General features: G+C 33.2%; 22 protein-coding genes and 3 tRNA genes. 16 read left to right on the top strand and 9 right to left on the bottom strand.

Translation table 11 applies throughout. The features are described from left to right. Positions 1-52 precede the first annotated feature (52 nt). From GKZ86_RS24805 to GKZ86_RS24770, 8 genes are all read left to right on the top strand, one after another. Positions 53-655: a hypothetical protein gene (locus tag GKZ86_RS24805; protein ID WP_154785703.1), complete on the top strand. Its 603-nt coding sequence runs from the start codon at positions 53-55 to the stop codon at positions 653-655. Positions 656-766: 111 nt separating this feature from the next. Beyond that, on the top strand, positions 767-2074 hold the full coding sequence (locus GKZ86_RS24800; RefSeq protein ID WP_154785702.1) for a phage integrase SAM-like domain-containing protein: 1308 nt from the start codon (positions 767-769) through the stop codon (positions 2072-2074). Positions 2075-2078: 4 nt separating this feature from the next. Next, positions 2079-2705, top strand: coding sequence for a hypothetical protein (locus GKZ86_RS24795; protein WP_154785701.1), 627 nt, complete (start codon positions 2079-2081; stop codon positions 2703-2705). A 99-nt stretch (positions 2706-2804) separates the two neighbouring features. Next, positions 2805-3074, top strand: a complete 270-nt coding sequence (locus tag GKZ86_RS24790; RefSeq protein ID WP_154785700.1) for a helix-turn-helix domain-containing protein — start codon at positions 2805-2807, stop codon at positions 3072-3074. A 4-nt stretch (positions 3075-3078) separates the two neighbouring features. Then, complete coding sequence (locus GKZ86_RS24785; protein ID WP_154785699.1) at positions 3079-5226, top strand: VapE domain-containing protein; 2148 nt, start codon at positions 3079-3081, stop codon at positions 5224-5226. Positions 5227-5554: 328 nt separating this feature from the next. Further along, a complete protein-coding gene (locus GKZ86_RS24780; RefSeq protein WP_154785698.1) occupies positions 5555-5857 on the top strand; it encodes a hypothetical protein in 303 nt (100 codons plus the stop codon). 48 nt (positions 5858-5905) lie between these two features. Next, on the top strand, positions 5906-6448 hold the full coding sequence (locus GKZ86_RS24775; RefSeq protein ID WP_154785697.1) for a hypothetical protein: 543 nt from the start codon (positions 5906-5908) through the stop codon (positions 6446-6448). 5 nt (positions 6449-6453) lie between these two features. After that, positions 6454-7107, top strand: coding sequence for a hypothetical protein (locus tag GKZ86_RS24770; protein WP_154785696.1), 654 nt, complete (start codon positions 6454-6456; stop codon positions 7105-7107). Positions 7108-7140: 33 nt separating this feature from the next. Here the strand turns inward: GKZ86_RS24770 and GKZ86_RS24765 are convergent, their stop codons facing one another. Next, positions 7141-7368, bottom strand: a complete 228-nt coding sequence (locus GKZ86_RS24765; RefSeq protein ID WP_154785695.1) for a helix-turn-helix domain-containing protein — start codon at positions 7366-7368, stop codon at positions 7141-7143. Between the two features lie 88 nt (positions 7369-7456). Between GKZ86_RS24765 and GKZ86_RS24760 the strand changes: the two genes are divergently transcribed. Continuing rightward, the gene (locus tag GKZ86_RS24760; RefSeq protein ID WP_154785694.1) at positions 7457-7903 is read left to right on the top strand and encodes a hypothetical protein; all 447 of its coding nucleotides are present in this window, start codon (positions 7457-7459) and stop codon (positions 7901-7903) included. Between the two features lie 24 nt (positions 7904-7927). Further along, entirely contained in the window at positions 7928-8449 is a 522-nt protein-coding gene (locus GKZ86_RS24755; RefSeq protein ID WP_154785693.1) for a hypothetical protein, read from the top strand. A 118-nt stretch (positions 8450-8567) separates the two neighbouring features. Here the strand turns inward: GKZ86_RS24755 and GKZ86_RS24750 are convergent. The 3 genes from GKZ86_RS24750 to GKZ86_RS24740 all read right to left on the bottom strand — a co-directional run bounded on the left by GKZ86_RS24750 (position 8568) and on the right by GKZ86_RS24740 (position 8879). Then, a tRNA-Leu gene (locus GKZ86_RS24750) sits at positions 8568-8650 on the bottom strand. Positions 8651-8694: 44 nt separating this feature from the next. After that, positions 8695-8767, bottom strand: a tRNA-Lys gene (locus GKZ86_RS24745). 39 nt (positions 8768-8806) lie between these two features. Then, positions 8807-8879, bottom strand: a tRNA-Lys gene (locus GKZ86_RS24740). 127 nt (positions 8880-9006) lie between these two features. Here GKZ86_RS24740 and GKZ86_RS24735 point away from each other — a divergent pair. After that, the gene (locus tag GKZ86_RS24735) at positions 9007-9525 is read left to right on the top strand and encodes a shikimate kinase (RefSeq protein ID WP_154785692.1); all 519 of its coding nucleotides are present in this window, start codon (positions 9007-9009) and stop codon (positions 9523-9525) included. Here GKZ86_RS24735 and GKZ86_RS24730 read toward each other — a convergent pair. Together GKZ86_RS24730 and GKZ86_RS24725 are read right to left on the bottom strand one after the other, a co-directional pair. Continuing rightward, a complete protein-coding gene (locus GKZ86_RS24730) occupies positions 9517-10017 on the bottom strand; it encodes a phosphoribosyltransferase family protein (RefSeq protein WP_154785691.1) in 501 nt (166 codons plus the stop codon). The genes GKZ86_RS24735 and GKZ86_RS24730 overlap by 9 nt on opposite strands. A 93-nt stretch (positions 10018-10110) precedes the next feature. After that, complete coding sequence (locus tag GKZ86_RS24725; protein WP_154785690.1) at positions 10111-10500, bottom strand: RNA-binding S4 domain-containing protein; 390 nt, start codon at positions 10498-10500, stop codon at positions 10111-10113. Between the two features lie 79 nt (positions 10501-10579). Here GKZ86_RS24725 and GKZ86_RS24720 point away from each other — a divergent pair, with 79 nt between their 5' ends. Continuing rightward, positions 10580-11752 carry an FKBP-type peptidyl-prolyl cis-trans isomerase gene (locus tag GKZ86_RS24720; protein WP_154785689.1) on the top strand — a complete coding sequence of 391 codons (1173 nt, stop codon included), beginning with the start codon at positions 10580-10582 and terminating at the stop codon, positions 11750-11752. Between the two features lie 74 nt (positions 11753-11826). Here the strand turns inward: GKZ86_RS24720 and GKZ86_RS24715 are convergent, their stop codons facing one another. The 3 genes from GKZ86_RS24715 to GKZ86_RS24705 all read right to left on the bottom strand — a co-directional run bounded on the left by GKZ86_RS24715 (position 11827) and on the right by GKZ86_RS24705 (position 14273). Continuing rightward, on the bottom strand, positions 11827-12780 hold the full coding sequence (locus GKZ86_RS24715; RefSeq protein ID WP_154785688.1) for a transketolase family protein: 954 nt from the start codon (positions 12778-12780) through the stop codon (positions 11827-11829). 75 nt (positions 12781-12855) lie between these two features. Further along, positions 12856-13707, bottom strand: a complete 852-nt coding sequence (locus GKZ86_RS24710) for a transketolase (RefSeq protein WP_154785687.1) — start codon at positions 13705-13707, stop codon at positions 12856-12858. 248 nt (positions 13708-13955) lie between these two features. Further along, positions 13956-14273 carry a hypothetical protein gene (locus GKZ86_RS24705; RefSeq protein ID WP_154785686.1) on the bottom strand — a complete coding sequence of 106 codons (318 nt, stop codon included), beginning with the start codon at positions 14271-14273 and terminating at the stop codon, positions 13956-13958. Positions 14274-14683: 410 nt separating this feature from the next. On the opposite strand from GKZ86_RS24705, the gene tgt reads away from it, so the two are divergent. The 4 genes from tgt (at position 14684) to GKZ86_RS24685 (ending at position 18931) form a co-directional block, all read left to right on the top strand. Further along, entirely contained in the window at positions 14684-15814 is a 1131-nt protein-coding gene (tgt, locus tag GKZ86_RS24700; protein WP_154785685.1) for a tRNA guanosine(34) transglycosylase Tgt, read from the top strand. An 88-nt stretch (positions 15815-15902) separates the two neighbouring features. After that, on the top strand, positions 15903-16991 hold the full coding sequence (locus tag GKZ86_RS24695) for an LptF/LptG family permease (RefSeq protein ID WP_154785684.1): 1089 nt from the start codon (positions 15903-15905) through the stop codon (positions 16989-16991). Further along, positions 16978-17865, top strand: a complete 888-nt coding sequence (locus GKZ86_RS24690) for a DMT family transporter (RefSeq protein ID WP_154785683.1) — start codon at positions 16978-16980, stop codon at positions 17863-17865. Before GKZ86_RS24695 ends, GKZ86_RS24690 begins: the two co-directional genes overlap by 14 nt. A gap of 112 nt (positions 17866-17977) precedes the next feature. Next, positions 17978-18931: an acetyl-CoA carboxylase carboxyltransferase subunit alpha gene (locus tag GKZ86_RS24685; RefSeq protein WP_154785682.1), complete on the top strand. Its 954-nt coding sequence runs from the start codon at positions 17978-17980 to the stop codon at positions 18929-18931. Positions 18932-19016 lie beyond the last annotated feature (85 nt).

Raw genomic sequence — 19016 nt, 5'->3', positions numbered from 1 at the left:
ATTAGGTGATCAGTTTGCTCCGAATCGAGTGATCATTTTAAACTGAAAATCTATGGTCAATTTGACCGTTTTTTCCACATTACCTTTTTTAGAATTATACAAAGAAGTAATAGTATCCGTATTTAAAAATAAAACAAAACATGAACGCAGTGATGTTAATAGATTAAAAGAAGAACTGGAAGTGACTAATGAAAGATTGGCGAAAGCTAGAAATTTACTTATTGCAGGAGATTTAGACCCTAATGATTATCGCATAATAAAAATAGAGACTGAGGAAAAAATAAATAGGCTTGAAGCTAAATTAACGACTGGAATTAAAGGAACTGCAAACGTTGAACCTTTGCTGGATAAGGCTATTAGTCATATTTCTCAACTGGCAACATTATATGAGGAAGGTACAACCGCAAGAAAAAGAAAGATAATTGGTTCGATTTTTCCTGAAAAGCTCACTTTTGACGGAATAGAGTGTCGAACCACAAGAATCAATGAAGCACTCAGGATTATGCTCTTATTTTACAAGGGTTTAGATAGTAAAAAAAAAGGGACAAATCAGGTGTTTTCTGATTTGTCCCAAGATGTGACCACGGTGGGGACAAAGCCCCCGTATTTTCGCGTATTTCGCTATATCTTAAATTTTTTAAGTCCTTTATTTTAAGATAGTCTAAAGATTGTTAGAAAACAAGTGAATACGTTTAGACACGCAATTTATCAACTAAATATCAACTAGAATAGTTTTAATGATTATCTTTGTTTAAAACAAATACAGATGAAAATTAAGTATATCATACAAGGTAAAAACGACCCGGCTAATATTTATGTTTTTCTGTCCGCTGGATTTAGAAAAGAGTTTAAAAGAAAAACAGGAAAAACAATAAACCCTAAAAATTGGGATGTTGAAAAAAATAGCCTGATCGGTAGAACCGATGATATAAAAAATTTGCGTGTTGATTTAGAAGAACTGTCTATTTTTATAACTAGAGCTTTTAATAAAGACGAACCTGCAGGAATCGAAATTACTGGCGACTGGCTGCAAAGTCAAATTGATTTGTTTAACGGCAAAAACGCCCCCGTGGACTTAGATATTTTAACTACTTATATTCAAAAGTATATTGATGAAGCACCCTACAAACAAAATGCAAAAAAGGAACTAGGTTTGAGCCGTGGACGTGTTCAGAATTTAAAGCTATTCAAAAACACTATTATAAAATACGAAACCGATGTTTTAAAAGGTAAAAGTATCTTAATTAAAGATGTGAATTTGCAATTCCTTGAGCGTTATAAACTTTGGATGTTTGGAAAAGGCTATTCGACAAATTACGTCGGTAAAAACATAGCTAATTTTAGAACCGTTTGCAGGGATGCTTTTAAGAATGATATTGAAACATCTATACAGGTTAAGAATTTTAAAGGTATTTCTGAAAGTAGAGAACCTGAGGACATCATCACTTTGAATGAAGACGAGCAGGCCGAAATTAAAAAAGCTATTCTTTTGCGTGAAGCTTTAATAAATGCTAGAAAGTGGCTTTTATTGGGTTGCTTAATTGGCCAGCGTGCAGGCGATTTATTGAGTATTACAGAAAAGAATATAAAAGAGATTGCAGGGGTTAAAATTATTGAATTGAAGCAGCAAAAGACTGGTAAGCTGGTAGCTATTCCGTTACTGCCTGAGGCGTTGGAAATTCTAAAGGACGGCTTTCCTTATAAAACATCTTTATCACGTTTTAATGAATATGTCAAAGACGTTTGTCAAGTCGCCGGTATCGATAAACCTACTAAAGCAAGGATTAAAGAGAAAAAAGGCACACCGCATAAAAAAGATATTTTTCCTAAATGGCAGGTTATTAGTTCCCACGTTTGCAGACGTTCTTTTGCTACAAACTTTTACGGACGTATTCCAACACCTATTTTAATGAATATTACAGCCCATGGATCGGAACGAATGTTTTTATCTTACATAGGTAAAACTACATACGACAATGCTTTTCAGATGATTGAATATTTCAACAAATTAGCACCGAGAACAAAAGAAGCCCCGGCAATGGAAGTAATCAGAAATACAGGAACTCAAAAATAATACTATGGTTGATCAAACCACACAAGAAGAAAAACAATATCGTTTTGAACTAACAGAATTTAAACTTAAAAACCCAAGTGCAGACGAAAAGTTTTTTATCAACTATAGAATTAAGGTTTTAGAAAAGGTTTTAGAAGAATACTATGAAACTGCTGATTTTTATGAGGGGGAAGAATTGGACGGCAAAGAATTTATTAACGGGGTTTGGACGGTAACCAAAACAGGGACGGCTTCGGATTATTTGGTTTTTACTATAGAATTGGATTTTTTGAAAGATAAATTAATTGAATTGTCCAAACCTAAACAGATTGAAACAGTAGGTAAAGAAAACCCTTTTCCTTCGGTATTTGCAAATTCAAATGTTTACGATAAATTCATTGAGTACGCCCAAAAGCATATTATAGAAGCCTATACGGATTATTCGTATTTAAAAAAGAGGATGCAACACGAAAATTTAATTCACGACATAAAAGATAATTCCTTTATGAAAGTTATCTTCGAAGATATGAAGTTGATAAATAAAAAGGATTACGATTACTATTTAGTTGAAAGAAAGTTAAAATCACTTAAAAAAAGTTCTAATGACCAAAGAGAAAATAATTTCAATATCATTTTTGGAGGGCTAATTTAAAGCAACAAAATACAGTTTCCCCAAAGGGGAAAAAACCGCCCTAAATGGGAATACGTCCTGCTATAATTTCGCTTTATTATTAATCATAACAGCGATATTATGGAAGCACAAATTTTATTTCAAGGATGTACATTTAGTGAACTGGCAGACTCAATTGCCAACATTTTACAAAACCAAACACCAATACAAGCCCAACTACAGGAAAGCGATTTAATTAGTCGTGATGAGGTTTGTAAAATTCTTCATTTCAATAAAACTACATTGCACAAACACACAAAGTCAGGAAGGTTAAAATCTTACTCAATTGGAAACCGTGTTTTGTACAAACGTTCCGAAGTTTTAGAAGCGGTAACCCCTCTAAAAAGATAGGGCTGTGGAGAGTATAAAACCCAACCAAAGCCCTCAAAATCTTTGTTCTACGCTGGATAAAGATAAACCAATTTTTTCTTTATTCAAAAACGCAAAATCAACTAAAAAGGAGAAAGATATTTCAATAAGTGAATATTTAGCACTTATTAGCGATCAAACAAAAAGAGCCGAGACCGAAAGGTTAAGAGCTTTAAGTTTAGATGAATACAAAAAAGCTAAATTGTTGCAGCCTTGTATTACTGGTTCGTGTGTTATGGATAAAAACGGACGTTCTATAAAAAATATTTTGTTTTTAAGCGGCTTGGCAGTTATCGACAAAGATATTTTGCCAAATTGTTACAATGACTGGCGTGAATATAAGAACGATTTAGAAAAAGACCCTTATAGCTTTATTGTGCATTACTCGTTGAGTGGTAAGGGCTTATGCGTATATGTGAAAATTCCAATTGGTAACAACTTTAAACAAATATTCCTTTCTCTCGCTAATTATTATGATTTGATGTATGGCGCAAAGATTGATTTTTTAGCGGACGAAACTCGTCTAAGATTTATTGCGTATGATCCAGCGCCTTTTTACAATCTAAATTCAAAAGTTTACACAGATATTTTAAAGGAGGATTTACAGGAATTGCCGACGGTTCAATTGGATGATGATTTTACTCTAAATGCGTTTTCGACCGATCCAGCAACGGCATTTAATAATAGCGGGTTGCTAGGCCTTGAAATTAGTAACGCATTATTAGTTGAGTTAGGTTATACAATTACAGCAGGAAAGACACCAGCAATTTTTGAATACCAAAGAGCTGGAGGATCTTTAAAATCTATAGTAGCGTTTTATAACAAAGGCGTGGTTTTGTTTCAAGTGTTTAGCCCGAATACGGGGCTTAAAAAGGAAAACTACAATCTTTACGAGCTGTATAAGGAATTAAGTGATTTTGATGACTATAAAGCATCAAAAGAGCTGGCGAAGTTAGGTTTTGGCCTATTTAATGAGGCTAAGCCAATGCGGCCAAATAGCAAAGAATCATATTCGCAAACTTTGGATTTTTTAGAGCAAAAGGAAATACGTTTAAATTCCCTTACCGGGGTTATCGAAATTAATGGCAGTCCTTTGAACGATTACCATATTTCGAATATGGTAACCGAGTTATCACTTTTGAGCGGTAAAAATCAATCAAAAGAGATATTGCTTTCCTGTATTGACGTTATTTCAAACAGCAGCAAAGTACACCCATTTTTGAACTTTATCAAGGAGCTTGAAAAGTTACCAAAAACAGACTTCACAAAAATTGATGAATTAGATAGGCTTATAGATTGTTTTGAAAGTTCAACACCTAAAAAATTAACTAAAATCTACTTCACGCGCTGGCTACTTGGTTTATTTGATTTACATATTCTTAACCGAATGACTAAAAATGTACTGATATTTTCCGGGGCGCAAAATGCTGGAAAGACAAGCGTGGCTAAAAACATACTTACCGAACCTTTGAAGCAATACGGTAAAGTTGTCGAGTTTAACCAAAACAAAATTACTGATACAAAGATTGCACTGTGTTCTATTCTGGTGGCCTGCTTCGATGAATTTGAAGATATTTTGACTAAGAGTAAAACGCTTAGCGAGTTCAAAAATCTGACGAGTTCGTACGATATTTATGAACGCCGTCCTTATCGACGAAACCACGAACAGATGTTTAGGAGTTCGATTATAATGGCCACGACCAATGAGAAAAATATATTGAATGACAGTACAGGAAACACCAGGTTCTTGACTTTGGACGTAAGGGCGTTTGACCTAAATAAGTACTTCAAAATCGACTTAAATAAAGTCTGGAAAGTAATTTATGATTTTCATTTATTAGGAGAAACCAGCGTACTTAATGAAGATGAAAGATCTTTGCAGGCCGCAGAAAACCAAAACTTCGAAAGTGAAGACGTTTACGAAGGCTTAATTGAAAACAGCTTTCACGCCGATCTGAGTGGCTTTGTTACGTCAACTGAAATCCTTCTTGAATTAGAACGTAATACTAAGCAACCTTTATTTATTAAGCGCATTGGGATGGCTCTTAAAAAGATGGGAGTTGAAAGGAAATCAAAAAGAGTAGATGGGGCGCCAAAGTATGGTTATGCTTTAAAGTTCAATTTTGAAGCGTAGTATGTTGTAAGGAAGTAGCAACTAAATAATATATCTAGTTGCTACGTCTTAACTCAATGAGATTAGGAGCTAACAAAGGATGTAGTAATGTAGTAAGAAGTATGTGTATAAGGAGGTATAATATACACACATAATTCAGAAGATATATTATGCACTATATACATATAAATAGCACCTCCGTGAGGATTATACTTTCTACACTTACAACGCTACTACAAGCAATACGTAAAACATTGTATATCAATAAATTAAAATGTAGTTGGTTTTTGCCTAAAAAGGGGAGTACATCGACAAAATGAAAAATTAATAACACTTAAACACAAATACTATGAAAAATTACACGAATGAACAAAGACAAACATTGATTAACGAGCTAATCCCGTTTTTAAATTCAATGCAACAAAACGACAGTTCTAAAAACAAATTCATTGCTTCAACAAAACCAGTCATCTCTTTCAATGATTTAATGGCTCTGAGTGATGAAGAACTAAACAAGCTGGAAGTCCTAATGAAAAGTGCTAAATCAGCTAAGAAAACACAAAACGAAGCAGCTAAGTATGACAGCTATACAAAGCCAAAAGCATATACCATTACCGATGCACCGCTTAAAACAAACCACAAAATAGTTTAGGTAAATAATCAAATACTATTACAAAGTAATAATCAATAAATAATAATTATGAAAAATACAGAAAGAATATTAGTGAAATTTAATAATGCAGTTTATGACGAACTTATCCAATACGAAAAATTAAAATATAATAACGGTTTAAAAATGCTAGATATGTTACGTCGTTTAGGTTTGGACTTGCATGAAGTCGATAATTGGGAGGCCGTGGAACAGCATTTTAAAACAGATTACCCAAATGCGACTTTGTCCTTTAATCTCCAGGCAAACGGTATTGATGACGATTATAAAATCGCCGAGGCTTTCTACTTTAAAAATCAATCGTTATTGGCCTACAAACCATTAACAGAAATTAGAACCGAGGCAATCAGGGAAGAAAGTTCTACCTATGCAGAACGACCTGAACAGCTGGAAATTTATGAGCTGGTGCATAAAATAGTAACTGACTTAAACCGCTTGTCTAAATTGGGGCTTAATCTAAATGCTGGAGAAATTTACACTTTGAATCGCGTGTTTAATGGTAACTCACGCAACACGCTTCCGTTTGAAGTACATGAGACTACACTAGCCAGTGTACTGATTAATTTAAAATAAGAATTATGGGTTTACAGAAGTTAACAGATTTTTCTACTTTAAATACGTTGGAGCAATTCCAACGTATTTTTGATGAAAACCCGGCAGAACATAAAAAGCTTTTAACTTGGTTGCAGGAACAGCTAAATGACGCTCTTAGCGATGAAAAACCGACAAATACGATCGACAGATATTTTGATCTTGCAGAGTTGGCACTTTCAGTAAATGGATATAATCGAACTCCGCAAAAAGTTGAGAATTTTAAAAATCAACGTTGGACAGTAAACGAGCAGTTAATAGCAAGGCAACTGCATTTATTTACAAAGGAAAATCAGAGAACCCCAACCGTTTTAGAAATATCACAAGCAACAGGACTAAGCCGAACGACAGTACATAAGCATCTTTTAGAATCAGACTACACAGCCACTCACAAACAACAAAGCAAAGAGGTTTTAAGCAAATTGAGAGAAAAGGCAATAGGAATGATTTATTCGATAGGCATGCAAAACAATGATGTAAAAGCATTAGCAAGATATGTTGAATTAACAACCGAAAGAGAGCCAAAAAACATTAAGAATTATATACAGATAAACAATAATAGAATTGACAATCTTGTTATTGAGAATTTACCGCCTGAAGCACAAAGACAAATTGAGAAAATTATACTTTTGAATCAGTAGTAAATAAGACCCGTTGCAGAAATGTAAAGGGTTTTATTTGTTGCTAATATTTAGAAGCTCGCTTGGTGTTAATTCCAACGCATTGGCTATTTTAATCAAGGTTCGTAATGTAGGGTTGATCTCCGCCCGTTCAACCCTACCAATTTGCCGCGTAGGTAAATTACAGTCGTTTGCTAATGCCTCTTGACTCAGGTTCTTGGTTTCACGTAATCTGCGAATTTTGCTGCCTAGCTTCATAAAAAATTCATGTTCTAACTCCATAATTCAAAATTCACAAGATTTTTTTTCTGCCGTAGGACATGTATGTCCTCAATTGCTTTATATTTGAATAAATTTTAAAACATAAAAGATGAAAAAATTATTATTAGCTACGATTGTAGTTCTTATTGCTACAAACGTTAATGGTCAGGTAGAAAAAGAACAAAAAGAAAAACCATTAAAAGAGATTACAATTGCGCCTATGGGCAACTTCTTTGCGTCCGCAGATATTTATGAAGACAAAGTAATTTTGTCTTTTGAAAGTACAAATCAGTATTCAGATGCAGAAAGTTTTTTAGTATCAAAAGATACATATAAACAAATGTTTGACATTATTTCACAAGAAACTTTTGAAAAAGAAGATTCTTATGAAGTCAAAACTTTAGATGGCTCTATAGTGAGAATTATGTTTAGAAAACAAATGATGTGCTACAACGGATATGTTGCATTATTTCATAAAAACGGCGAGCCTCACATTTTAAATAAAAGTACTTCTATGAGTAAAAGCCAGATGAGAAAATTATTTGATGTAAAATAATCTTATATTTATTAAAACTTAATTATGAAAAAGAGAATTATTTTAGTTGCCGTATTATCAATTTTTGTTTTTTCTTGTTCTAAATATTCAGATCAGTTAGAAGTTGTAGAAAAACATATTCAGAAAAATTTATCTGAAATAGAAAGAAGAAATATAAATTATAATTGCGTTGAAATGTCTGACAGGGAAGCATTAGAAGAAATTATAAGTTTTGATAGGATTAAATTGGAGACTGCGAACAAGAATCTTGATGAATATCAGAAAAAATACGACTTGGGTAAATTTAGAACTAGATCTTTTGATAATATGTCTGCTGCGGAATTAAAAAACTATGTTAGGATCTATGAATTTGGTAAGTCTTATTCTAATCAGGTAAAAATTTGCACAAATCATTACAGTAATCATTTAAAAGAATTCTCTAAGCTTAAAGGTCTAAATCCTTATTACAAAGTTGAGGTTCTAAAAGTAGATCCGGATACTATAATTCATAGAAAGGTTTATTTAAATGATAAAAATAAAATTATTTACACTAAAGCATATAAATAGAAAAATAAAAAACCCGATACGAGTTAAATTGTATCGGGGTTTTTTATGCCTTTTCTAGCTAATATCAACTAAATATCAACTAAAAACAATGTAAATGCTTGATAATAAGCAATTATTGTGACCACGGTGGGATTTGAACCCACACGCCCTTACGAGCACCACCCCCTCAAGATGGCAAGTCTACCGTTTCTCCACGTGGCCTAAAATAAAAAAAGGTCGAGTAAAATAAATTACTCGACCTTTTGTGACCCGACTGGGGCTCGAACCCAGGACCCCATCATTAAAAGTGATGTGCTCTACCGACTGAGCTATCGAGTCATTGCTATCAAGGAAAGTATTTTGTTAAATCACAATTTGTGACCCGACTGGGGCTCGAACCCAGGACCCCATCATTAAAAGTGATGTGCTCTACCGACTGAGCTATCGAGTCATATTCTTTCCTTGAATGCGGGTGCAAATATAAGGAGTTATTTTTGATATTTGCAAGCTTATTTATTATAAATTTGTCTTTTTTTAATCAAAATTTACAACGTCTTAATTTTTAGGCTATTATTAAAATGAAAAAAATCATATTATTAGGATATATGGGTTGCGGAAAGTCAACAATTGCCCAAAACTTGTCAAAAATTACAAATATTCCGTTTTTAGATTTAGATAAATGCATCGAAAAAAAAGCAAATTTGTCGATAAATGAGATTTTTGAACAACACGGGGAGATCTATTTTAGAAAATTAGAGCATCAAATGTTTCTGGAATTACTTCAATCTTCAGAAAATAGTATAATAGGTTTGGGTGGAGGAACTCCATGTTATGCCAATAATCATGAATTATTACAAAGAGATGATGTAGCTTCGATTTATTTAAAGGCTTCAATAGAGACCTTATTTAATAGATTGGTTAATAACAAGAGCAAACGTCCGCTAATTGCTAATATGGATGACGAGGAAATGAAAGAGTTTATTGCAAAACATTTATTCGACAGAAGTTTTTATTATAACCATGCACAACATAAAGTTTCGGTAGATAATAGAACGGTCGATGAAACGGTAGAGGATATTATGGCGATCTTAGCTTAAAAAAGCATGATCGCCGCCATTTTCATCAAAAACAACCTGAACATGCTCTAATAGAGATGTTGATAGCGAGATTCCTTTAAAATCTGCCTTTACAGGGTATTTTTTATGATTTCTGTCTACAAGTACTGCAGTTTTGAATTTCTTAAGCGGAACGTCTAAGAAATGACGAACTGCATATATTAAAGTTGTTCCTGAATTTAAGACATCATCGACAAGTACTAAACCTTTGTTTTCGTATTCTTCTTTAGTTAATGAAGTCTGAATTGGAAGTTGTGGATTTTGCTTGTCAACCTTAACTTCGCAAAGTGAGATTTTAAGTGTAGATATATTGCTCAATGCCAACGCAATTTTTTCGGCAAAAAGAGATCCGTTTGATGCAATTCCGGCAATAACAACTTCTTCTTCATCAACAAAAGTCTCGTAAATTTGATATGCGATACGTTTTATTTTATGTTCGATTTCCTGATTGGTTAAGATGATGTTCTTGCTCATGATTTAATTTTTTGCTAAAATACAAATTGAATTTTAGATTGCAGATTTTAGATTTTAGATTTTTTTGGAATTTGGAATTTAAAAAAATGAAATTTAATTTTCATCTTCCTCATCAATAATGTCATTTCCATATTCATCAATATCTCTTCGGTCTTTTTTAGTTGGTCTTCCTGTTCCGTTTTTACGATAATGCTCTTTAGATAGTTTTAATAATTCTAAGTGTGCATAAGCTTCCGGCGAAGTTTCATTTTTTCGGTAAATATCAACAAGTTTTGCTCCAACACGACTTTCCGGAATGTCAAGTACGGTAATAATTTGTGTAATCTGATCTTTTCTAAAGGTAATTTTGTCTGTAGGAAACACTTCTTTAGAAGGTTTGGCAACCTGCCCATTTACTGTAATATGGTTCTTTTTGCAAGCTTCAGTTACCATATTTCTGGTTTTGTAATAACGTACACACCATAAGTATTTATCTATTCGCATAATTTTTCTAAATTCAAAGTTAAATTCTTTACAAAAATAAATCAATATTGTATCTTGCGCACCTAAAAAATTAACAATAATGAATAAATTTAAATATTATTTTATTTTATTGCTTGCTGGTATTGCTACAGTTTCTTGCAGCAAAAGTAATGATGATCCTGAGTTAGTGCCTCTTAGAGATTACCAGGAGCAATATAATACAGATAATGCTAATATCGAAGAGTATTTAAATACTAATTTTATAACTGTTGTCGATAGCCCGGGTAACCAGGCAGATCAAGATGTAGTAATCGCTAAAATTACAGATCCGGCTACTCAGCCTTCTATAATGTCATATTTAAATAGTGCAACTTTTCCAAAATTGTTGACTAGGAATATAGATTTGAACGGGGTTACCTATAAAATGTATTATTTAGTTTTAAGAGAAGGTACAGGAATAGCTCCGGTAAATACGGATGGTGTTCTTGCTGCATATAGTGGAGAATACATGACACGTGTTGAGAAAACGGATACCGACCCAACATATTTAAAAATGACTCCTTTCGAAAAGGTTTTATATCCGCAAACAGTTATAGATTTATATACTGCTATCGTTGGATGGGGTGAAATATTTCCTCAGTTTAAAACAGGAACTTCAACAGTACAACCAGACGGAACAATTAAATATGAAAATTTTGGAGCAGGAGTTCTTTTTATTCCTTCTGGATTAGGTTATTATGGAGGAAGCTCTAGTATTCCGGCTTATTCGCCTTTAGTCTTTAGTTTTAAATTATATAATGTTATAAGACTTGATCATGATTTTGATGGAGTTTATGATATTAATGAAGATATTAATAATGATGGTTATCTAAGAGACTTTAGAGATACAACCTTACATCCAAATGCTCCGGTAAATCCTGATGATACAGATTTAGATGGTGTTCCCGACTTTTTAGATTATGATGATGATGGAGACGGATTCTCTACTTTCTATGAGATAACAAAACCTACTACACAAGTTGGTATTGTAAACGGATTTAATTACGGATTAAGTAAATACTATCCTTGGGATGCAATTGTAGATAATCCTGCTACGCCAAATACTGATGAAACTGAGCCAAGAGGTATTCCTAGAAGACCAACAGGAGCTCTTGCTGATCCTACTAAAGAAGAATCTGCAAGTAATTCAAGAGCATATATAGATGCTGACTTTACAGATAGTTCAAGACTAAGAATACATTTGGATAAAACTTATCCTTACAAAAAACAATAAATTTAGTTTTAAGATATAAAAAAACCTCGAAAGTGATTTCGAGGTTTTTTTGTATAAAGTAAGAAAGTAAAAAATTATTTTCTTTTGATAACTTTTTCTACAGCTTCAACAATTGCCTGATTGTTTAATTTGTATTTCTCCATTAATTGCTCAGGAGTTCCAGACTCACCAAAACTATCGTTTACAGCTACAAACTCTTGTGGAGCAGGAGTATTTAAAGCTAATACTCTTGAAACGCTTTCTCCAAGACCTCCAAGAATGTTATGCTCTTCTGCAGTTACAACACATTTTGTTTTAGCCAATGATTTTAGAATTGCTTCTTCGTCAAGAGGTTTAATTGTATGAATGTTGATTACTTCAGCAGAAATTCCTTTTGCTTCTAAAGCTTCTGCAGCGATAAGCGCTTCCCAAACTAAGTGTCCAGTTGCAACAATTGTTACATCAGTTCCTTCGCTTAATAAAATTGCTTTTCCAATTACGAAAGGTTCGTCAGCAGGAGTAAAGTTAGGTACTACCGGACGGCCGAAACGTAAATAAGCAGGACCGTGATGATCTGCTAATGCTAAAGTTGCAGCTTTGGTTTGGTTATAATCACAAGTATTGATTACAGTCATTCCAGGCAACATTTTCATTAAACCAATATCTTCAAGGATTTGGTGTGTTGCACCGTCTTCACCAAGTGTTAAACCTGCGTGAGAAGCACAAATTTTTACGTTTTTATCAGAATAAGCAACTGATTGACGAATTTGATCGTAAACTCTTCCTGTAGAGAAGTTAGCGAAAGTTCCTGTAAAAGGAATTTTTCCTCCAATTGTTAAACCTGCAGCAATACCAATCATGTTAGCTTCAGCGATTCCGATTTGGAAAAAACGCTCAGGGTGATTTTTCTTGAAATCATCAAATTTTAATGATCCAATTAAATCAGCACAAAGTGCTACTACTTTTTCGTTTTTTTGACCTAATTCAGTCATTCCCGCTCCAAAACCCGAACGAGTATCTTTACTTCCTGTATTTGTATATTTTTTCATTTTATTTTTTTGCTATACGCAATAGGCTGTAGGCAATAGGCATAAAGCTTACTGCTTAAAGCTTAAAGCTTTTTTTTAATAGTCGATTTGATCTGCAGAATAGTTTTGAGCCAAAGCACTTGCCAACTGATCGTTGTTTGGTGCTTTACCATGCCATGCATGTGTGTGCATCATAAAGTCTACACCGTTACCCATTTCAGTATGTAATAAAATACAAACTGGTTTTCCTTTTCCTGTTCTTGATTTAGCATCTGTTAATCCTGCAATAATAGCATCGATATTATTTCCTTCAGCAATTTCTAAAACATCCCAATCAAAAGCTTCGAATTTAGCACGAAGACTTCCCATTGCTAGAACTTCGTCAGTTGTTCCGTCAATTTGTTTTCCGTTAACGTCGATAGTTGCAATAAGATTGTCTACTTTTTTAGCAGAAGCATACATGATCGCTTCCCAGTTTTGACCTTCTTGTAATTCACCATCACCGTGTAAAGTATATATTAAATGATTATCACCATTTAATTTTTTTGCCTGAGCTGCACCAAGAGCTACAGATAAACCTTGTCCTAATGAACCAGAAGCCATACGAACACCAGGTAATCCTTCGTGAGTTGTTGGGTGACCTTGTAAACGAGAGTTTAGTAATCTAAACGTAGCTAATTCTGAAACAGGGAAATAACCGCTGCGAGCTAAAACGCTATAAAATACAGGAGAAATATGCCCGTTTGAAAGGAAGAAAATATCTTCTCCAATTCCGTCCATATCAAAACCTTCTTTACGTTCCATAATATTTTGGTATAGCGTTACCAAAAATTCAGTACAACCTAATGAACCACCTGGGTGTCCTGAGTTGACAGCATGTACCATTCGAAGAATATCTCTTCTTACTTGGATAGTTAAATCGCTTAATTGTTGTGTGTTAGGCTTCATTTTATGTGTAAAAGTTAAACTGGTGCAAAAGTAAATTTTATTTTGCGGTAAGACAAATGATTTTTTGCTTTAGTTTGTCACAATTGTTAAATTATGTCTCTTTTTTTATTGATTTGAAAAAAAACACCAAAATCTTGTAAATAGTGCATAAAAGTTTTGCCACAGATTAAAATGATTAAGTTGATTTTAAAAAATCTGTGTTAATCCTTTAATCTGTGGCAAAAAATAATTGTAGAGTTTTGTGCAATTTAATTAGTATCGCCTTCGCTGTAAAAATTGTTTTCTTCATCTTCAGATCCAATTTCTTCTTGTTCGTCATCGAGCTCTGAACCAGGAATATCTAAATCGTTTCCGAGTTTGTCGCTGTTTTGTTTCCATTCGTGATTATTATCCTGATTGATAATTCTTTCCCCTGAAATACCTTCAGGATCTATATCTTCTAATTTATCTTCCTGATTGTAAATGTCTTCATTTGCAGGATAATCTAAATTTTCAAGATTTCTTTCAATTTGATCATCCTTGATTTGATCTAAATCTACAGGATTTTTTTCTTCTGAATTTATCATTATTTCTATAATTTAAAATTGATATTAATTCCATTTTTATATTAATTAAAATTAAGAAATCACCGGGGTTGTTGTGTTACACTTTGGTAATATGATTGTTGCAATTTTTACATTTGATTTTAATATCAGTTAATTTATTGAATATGTCTGGTCTTTGCGTTAGGGATAGCAACGGCATCCTTTTGTGACAAATGTCTGGTCTTAATTAACAACGATATTTCTGGAACAAAAGATATAGTGGATAGCCCGACCCTTGGGAAACGCCATAAATAGATTGTTAGATTTTTAGAAATTTAGATTTTAAAAATGTCTAATAATCAAGTGATTTAAAAATCTAACAATCTAATTTAGATAATTATCAAATTAACCTATCTTTGCCGTCCCGAACAATGGGGAGAAAAAAGACACAGATGAAGTTTGATTTATTACAAAAAGATCCGCAATCGAAAGCTAGGGCGGGAAGTATTACTACTGATCACGGCGTAATTGAAACGCCTATTTTTATGCCTGTTGGAACGGTTGCTTCTGTAAAAGGTGTACACCAACGCGAACTTAAAGACGATATTAATCCGGATATTATTCTGGGAAATACATACCATTTATACTTACGTCCGCAAACTGAGATTCTTGAAAAAGCCGGTGGATTACATAAATTCATGAACTGGGATCGTAATATTTTGACAGATTCTGGTGGATATCAGGTTTATTCTCTTTCGAATAATAGAAAAATTAAGGAAGAAGGAGTGAAGTTTAAATCGCATATTGATGGTTCGTATCACTTTTTTACGCCAGAAAATGTAATGGAAATTCAACGTACTATTGGAGCCGATATTATTATGGCTTTTGATGAATGTACGCCTTATCCTTGCGATTACAGATATGCACAACGTTCGATGCACATGACACACCGTTGGTTGGATCGTTGTATTAATCATTTAGATAAAGTGCCTTATAAATATGGATACGAACAAACGTTTTTTCCGATTGTTCAGGGAAGTACTTATAAAGATTTGCGTAGACAATCTGCAGAATATATTGCAAATTCAGGGCAGCAAGGAAATGCAATTGGTGGATTATCAGTTGGTGAACCAGCAGAAGAAATGTATGCGATGACTGAGGTTGTTTGCGAAATTTTACCGGAAGATAAGCCACGTTATTTAATGGGAGTAGGAACTCCAATTAATGTTTTAGAAAATATTGCGTTAGGAATTGATATGTTCGATTGCGTTATGCCAACGCGTAATGCCAGAAACGGTATGTTGTTTACAGCAAACGGAACCATCAATATCAAAAATAAAAAATGGGAAGCTGATTTTTCTCCTATTGATGAAATGGGACATACTTTTGTAGATACAGAATATACAAAAGCCTATTTACGTCACTTATTCGCTGCAAACGAATATTTGGGAAAACAAATTGCTACAATTCATAACTTAGGTTTCTATATGTGGTTGGTTCGTGAGGCTAGAAAACATATCTTAGCAGGCGATTTTAGACCATGGAAAGAAATGATGGTTAAAAATATGAGCCAAAGACTTTAAAAAAAAGTTTCAAGTTTGAAGTTTCAGGTTTCAAGTTCTCAGCAGAACCTGAAACTTTAAACCTGAAACAAAAAAAACAAATTTATATATGCTGACGATAATAGATAAGTATATTTTAAAACGATATTTAGCCACTTTTTCGGTGATGATACTTTTATTTATTCCGATTGGAATTGTAATTGATGTCTCTGAAAAGGTGAATAAAATGCTGGAAAATAAAATTCCGTTTACCCAAATCGCAATCTATTATTATAATTTCACGATATATTTTGCCAACTCTTTATTTCCGATATTTTTGTTTTTATCGGTAATTTGGTTTACCTCTAAACTAGCCAATAATACTGAAATTATTGCTGTTTTAAGTTCAGGTATTTCATTTACTCGTTTTCTTCGTCCTTATATTATTGGCGCTTCTATTGTTTCGATTTTTGTGCTTTTAATGGGTTTTTTCATTGTTCCTGCAGCTAGTGAGGGTTTTAATAATTTTAGATATACGTATCTAAAAGGAAATGGAAAACAGCTTATGCGGGGAGAAAATACCAATGTTTACAGACAAATTAATGACAACGATTTTATTTTTGTAAATAGCTTTAACGAAGAATCGAAAACAGCTTTTAATTTTTCGCTGGAACATTTCGAAAAAGATAAATTAAAATATAAAATTACTGCAAGCCGCATCAAATGGGATCCTAAAAAGAAAACCTATACGATGTATGATTATACAAAAAGAACCCTTGGTGAACTTAATGATGTAATCGAAAAAGCGCCTGAAAAAAACACCAAATTCAAATTTGAACTTGAAGATTTGACTCCTGTGGTTTATATCGCAGAGACTTTGAGTTTAGGAAAACTTTATAAGTTTATCGAAAAAGAAAGGAAGCGTGGGTCAGGAAATATTAATACTTATTTAGTTGTACTTTATAAAAAATACAGTGTTCCGGTTTCTGCATTTATTTTAACAATTATCGCTGTTGCGGTTTCGGCAATGAAACGTCGTGGTGGTATGGGAATGAATCTTGCCATTGGAATTGCAATTGCATTTTCTTTTGTCTTTTTTGATAAAATATTTGGTACTCTTGCCGAAAAATCTACTTTCTCACCTTTATTAGCTGTTTGGTTCCCGAATATGGTTTTCGGAGTTCTGGCAATTTACCTATTACGTAATGCGAAACGATAATTTAAAAAGTTATTTAAACCTTCATTTAATTGTTTTTATCTGGGGATTTACAGCCATATTAGGCGCTTTAATTACAATTGATGCTGAAAATTTAGTTTGGTTCAGAATGTTATTAGCAGGGCTTTTTCTGGCCGGTTTTATAGTATATAAAAAACAGTCGTTTGTAATATCAGCTCAATCATTTGCCAAATTAATTTTTGTCGGATTACTGATCGCACTTCATTGGATTTTCTTTTTTAAAGCAATTCATGTTTCAAACGTTTCTATAACATTATCCATATTTTCGTTGGGAGCTTTTTTTGCCTCTTTATTAGAACCGCTTTTTTACGGAAGAAAAATATTATGGTACGAAGTATTCTTCGGATTAATTATCATTGGAGGTTTAGCATTGATCATGCAGGTAGAAATTAAATACCTAAGCGGGATGTATTATGCCTTGGCTTCTATCATTTTAGGGGTTTTATTTACTTTAATGAACGGAAAATTAATCTCTGATCATGAACCATCGGTTATTACATTTTACGAATTTGGAGCAGGTGTTTTCTTTATTTCTATTTATTTTTTAGTACAGGGAAAATTCAATGCAGATTTTTTTACAATGTCTCTTAATAACTGGATTTTGCTATTGATTTTAGCATCTGTTTGTACAGCTTATGCGTTTACAGCATCTGTAAAAGTAATGCAGAAATTAACGCCTTACACAGTAATGTTAACGACTAATTTAGAGCCTGTTTACGGAATTATGCTGGCTTATTTTATTCTTGGAGGAAAAGAAAAAATGAGTACAGAATTTTATATTGGCGCCATTATAATTGTAATTACAGTTATCCTAAATGGTGTTTTTAAACATTATCAAAATAAGAAGAAAGTGTAATACTTTCCTTATTTTTAAATTGCATTTTTATATTTTAAACACGAATTAACGACACTAATAATATAATATTTTTATATTTGCGGTTCGATTTAAAAACAAAATTCAAAAATCCATGGAATATTTAGATTTTGAGCTTCCAATCAAAGAACTTGAAGAACAGTTAGAAAAGTGTGTTATAATTGGAAAAGAATCTGACGTTGATGTAACACCAACTTGCAAGGAAATCAACAAAAAATTAGAACAAACTAAAAAAGATATATATAAGAATCTTACGGCTTGGCAACGAGTACAATTGTCAAGACATCCGAACAGACCTTATACTTTGGATTATATCAGAGCAATTTGTGGAGATACTTTTTTAGAGCTTCATGGTGACAGAGGATTTAAAGATGATAAAGCAATGGTTGGTGGTTTAGGAAAAGTAAACGGACAATCGTTTATGATCGTAGGTCAGCAAAAAGGATATAATACCAAAACACGTCAATATCGTAATTTCGGTATGGCAAACCCTGAAGGATACCGTAAAGCTTTGCGTTTGATGAAAATGGCAGAGAAATTCGGAATTCCGGTTTTAACTTTAGTAGATACTCCGGGTGCATATCCGGGACTTGAGGCTGAGGAAAGAGGACAAGGAGAAGCTATTGCCAGAAATATTTTCGAAATGGTTCGTTTAAAAGTGCCAATTATCACTATTATTGTTGGTGAAGGTGCTTCAGGAGGTGCTTTAGGAATAGGTGTTGGAGATAAAGTATATATGTTAGAAAACACATGGTACTCTGTAATTTCTCCGGAATCATGCTCTTCTATTTTATGGAAAAGCTGGGAATACAAAGAACGTGCAGCTGATGCTTTAAAATTGACATCATCTGACATGAAAAGACAAAAATTAGTTGATGATGTTATACCGGAACCTCTTGGCGGAGCACACTACGACAGAGAAACTACTTTTAAAACAGTAGCGGAATACATTACAAAAGGATATAACGAATTGAAAGACTTATCAACAGCCGACTTGATTGCCCAAAGAATGGACAAATATAGTAATATGGGTGAGTATAAGGAGTAAATTCTTACAGAATTATTTAAAATCCGAAGCCTTACAGTTTCGGATTTTTTTTTGGTTATGAACAAAAAACACTTATTTATAAACA

The sequence above is a fragment of the Flavobacterium sp. LC2016-13 genome (assembly GCF_009707955.1).
In the GTDB taxonomy this organism is placed as follows: domain Bacteria; phylum Bacteroidota; class Bacteroidia; order Flavobacteriales; family Flavobacteriaceae; genus Flavobacterium.
The sequence above is the reverse complement of the archived record's forward strand: the minus strand, read 5'-3'. Positions and strand labels throughout refer to the sequence as shown.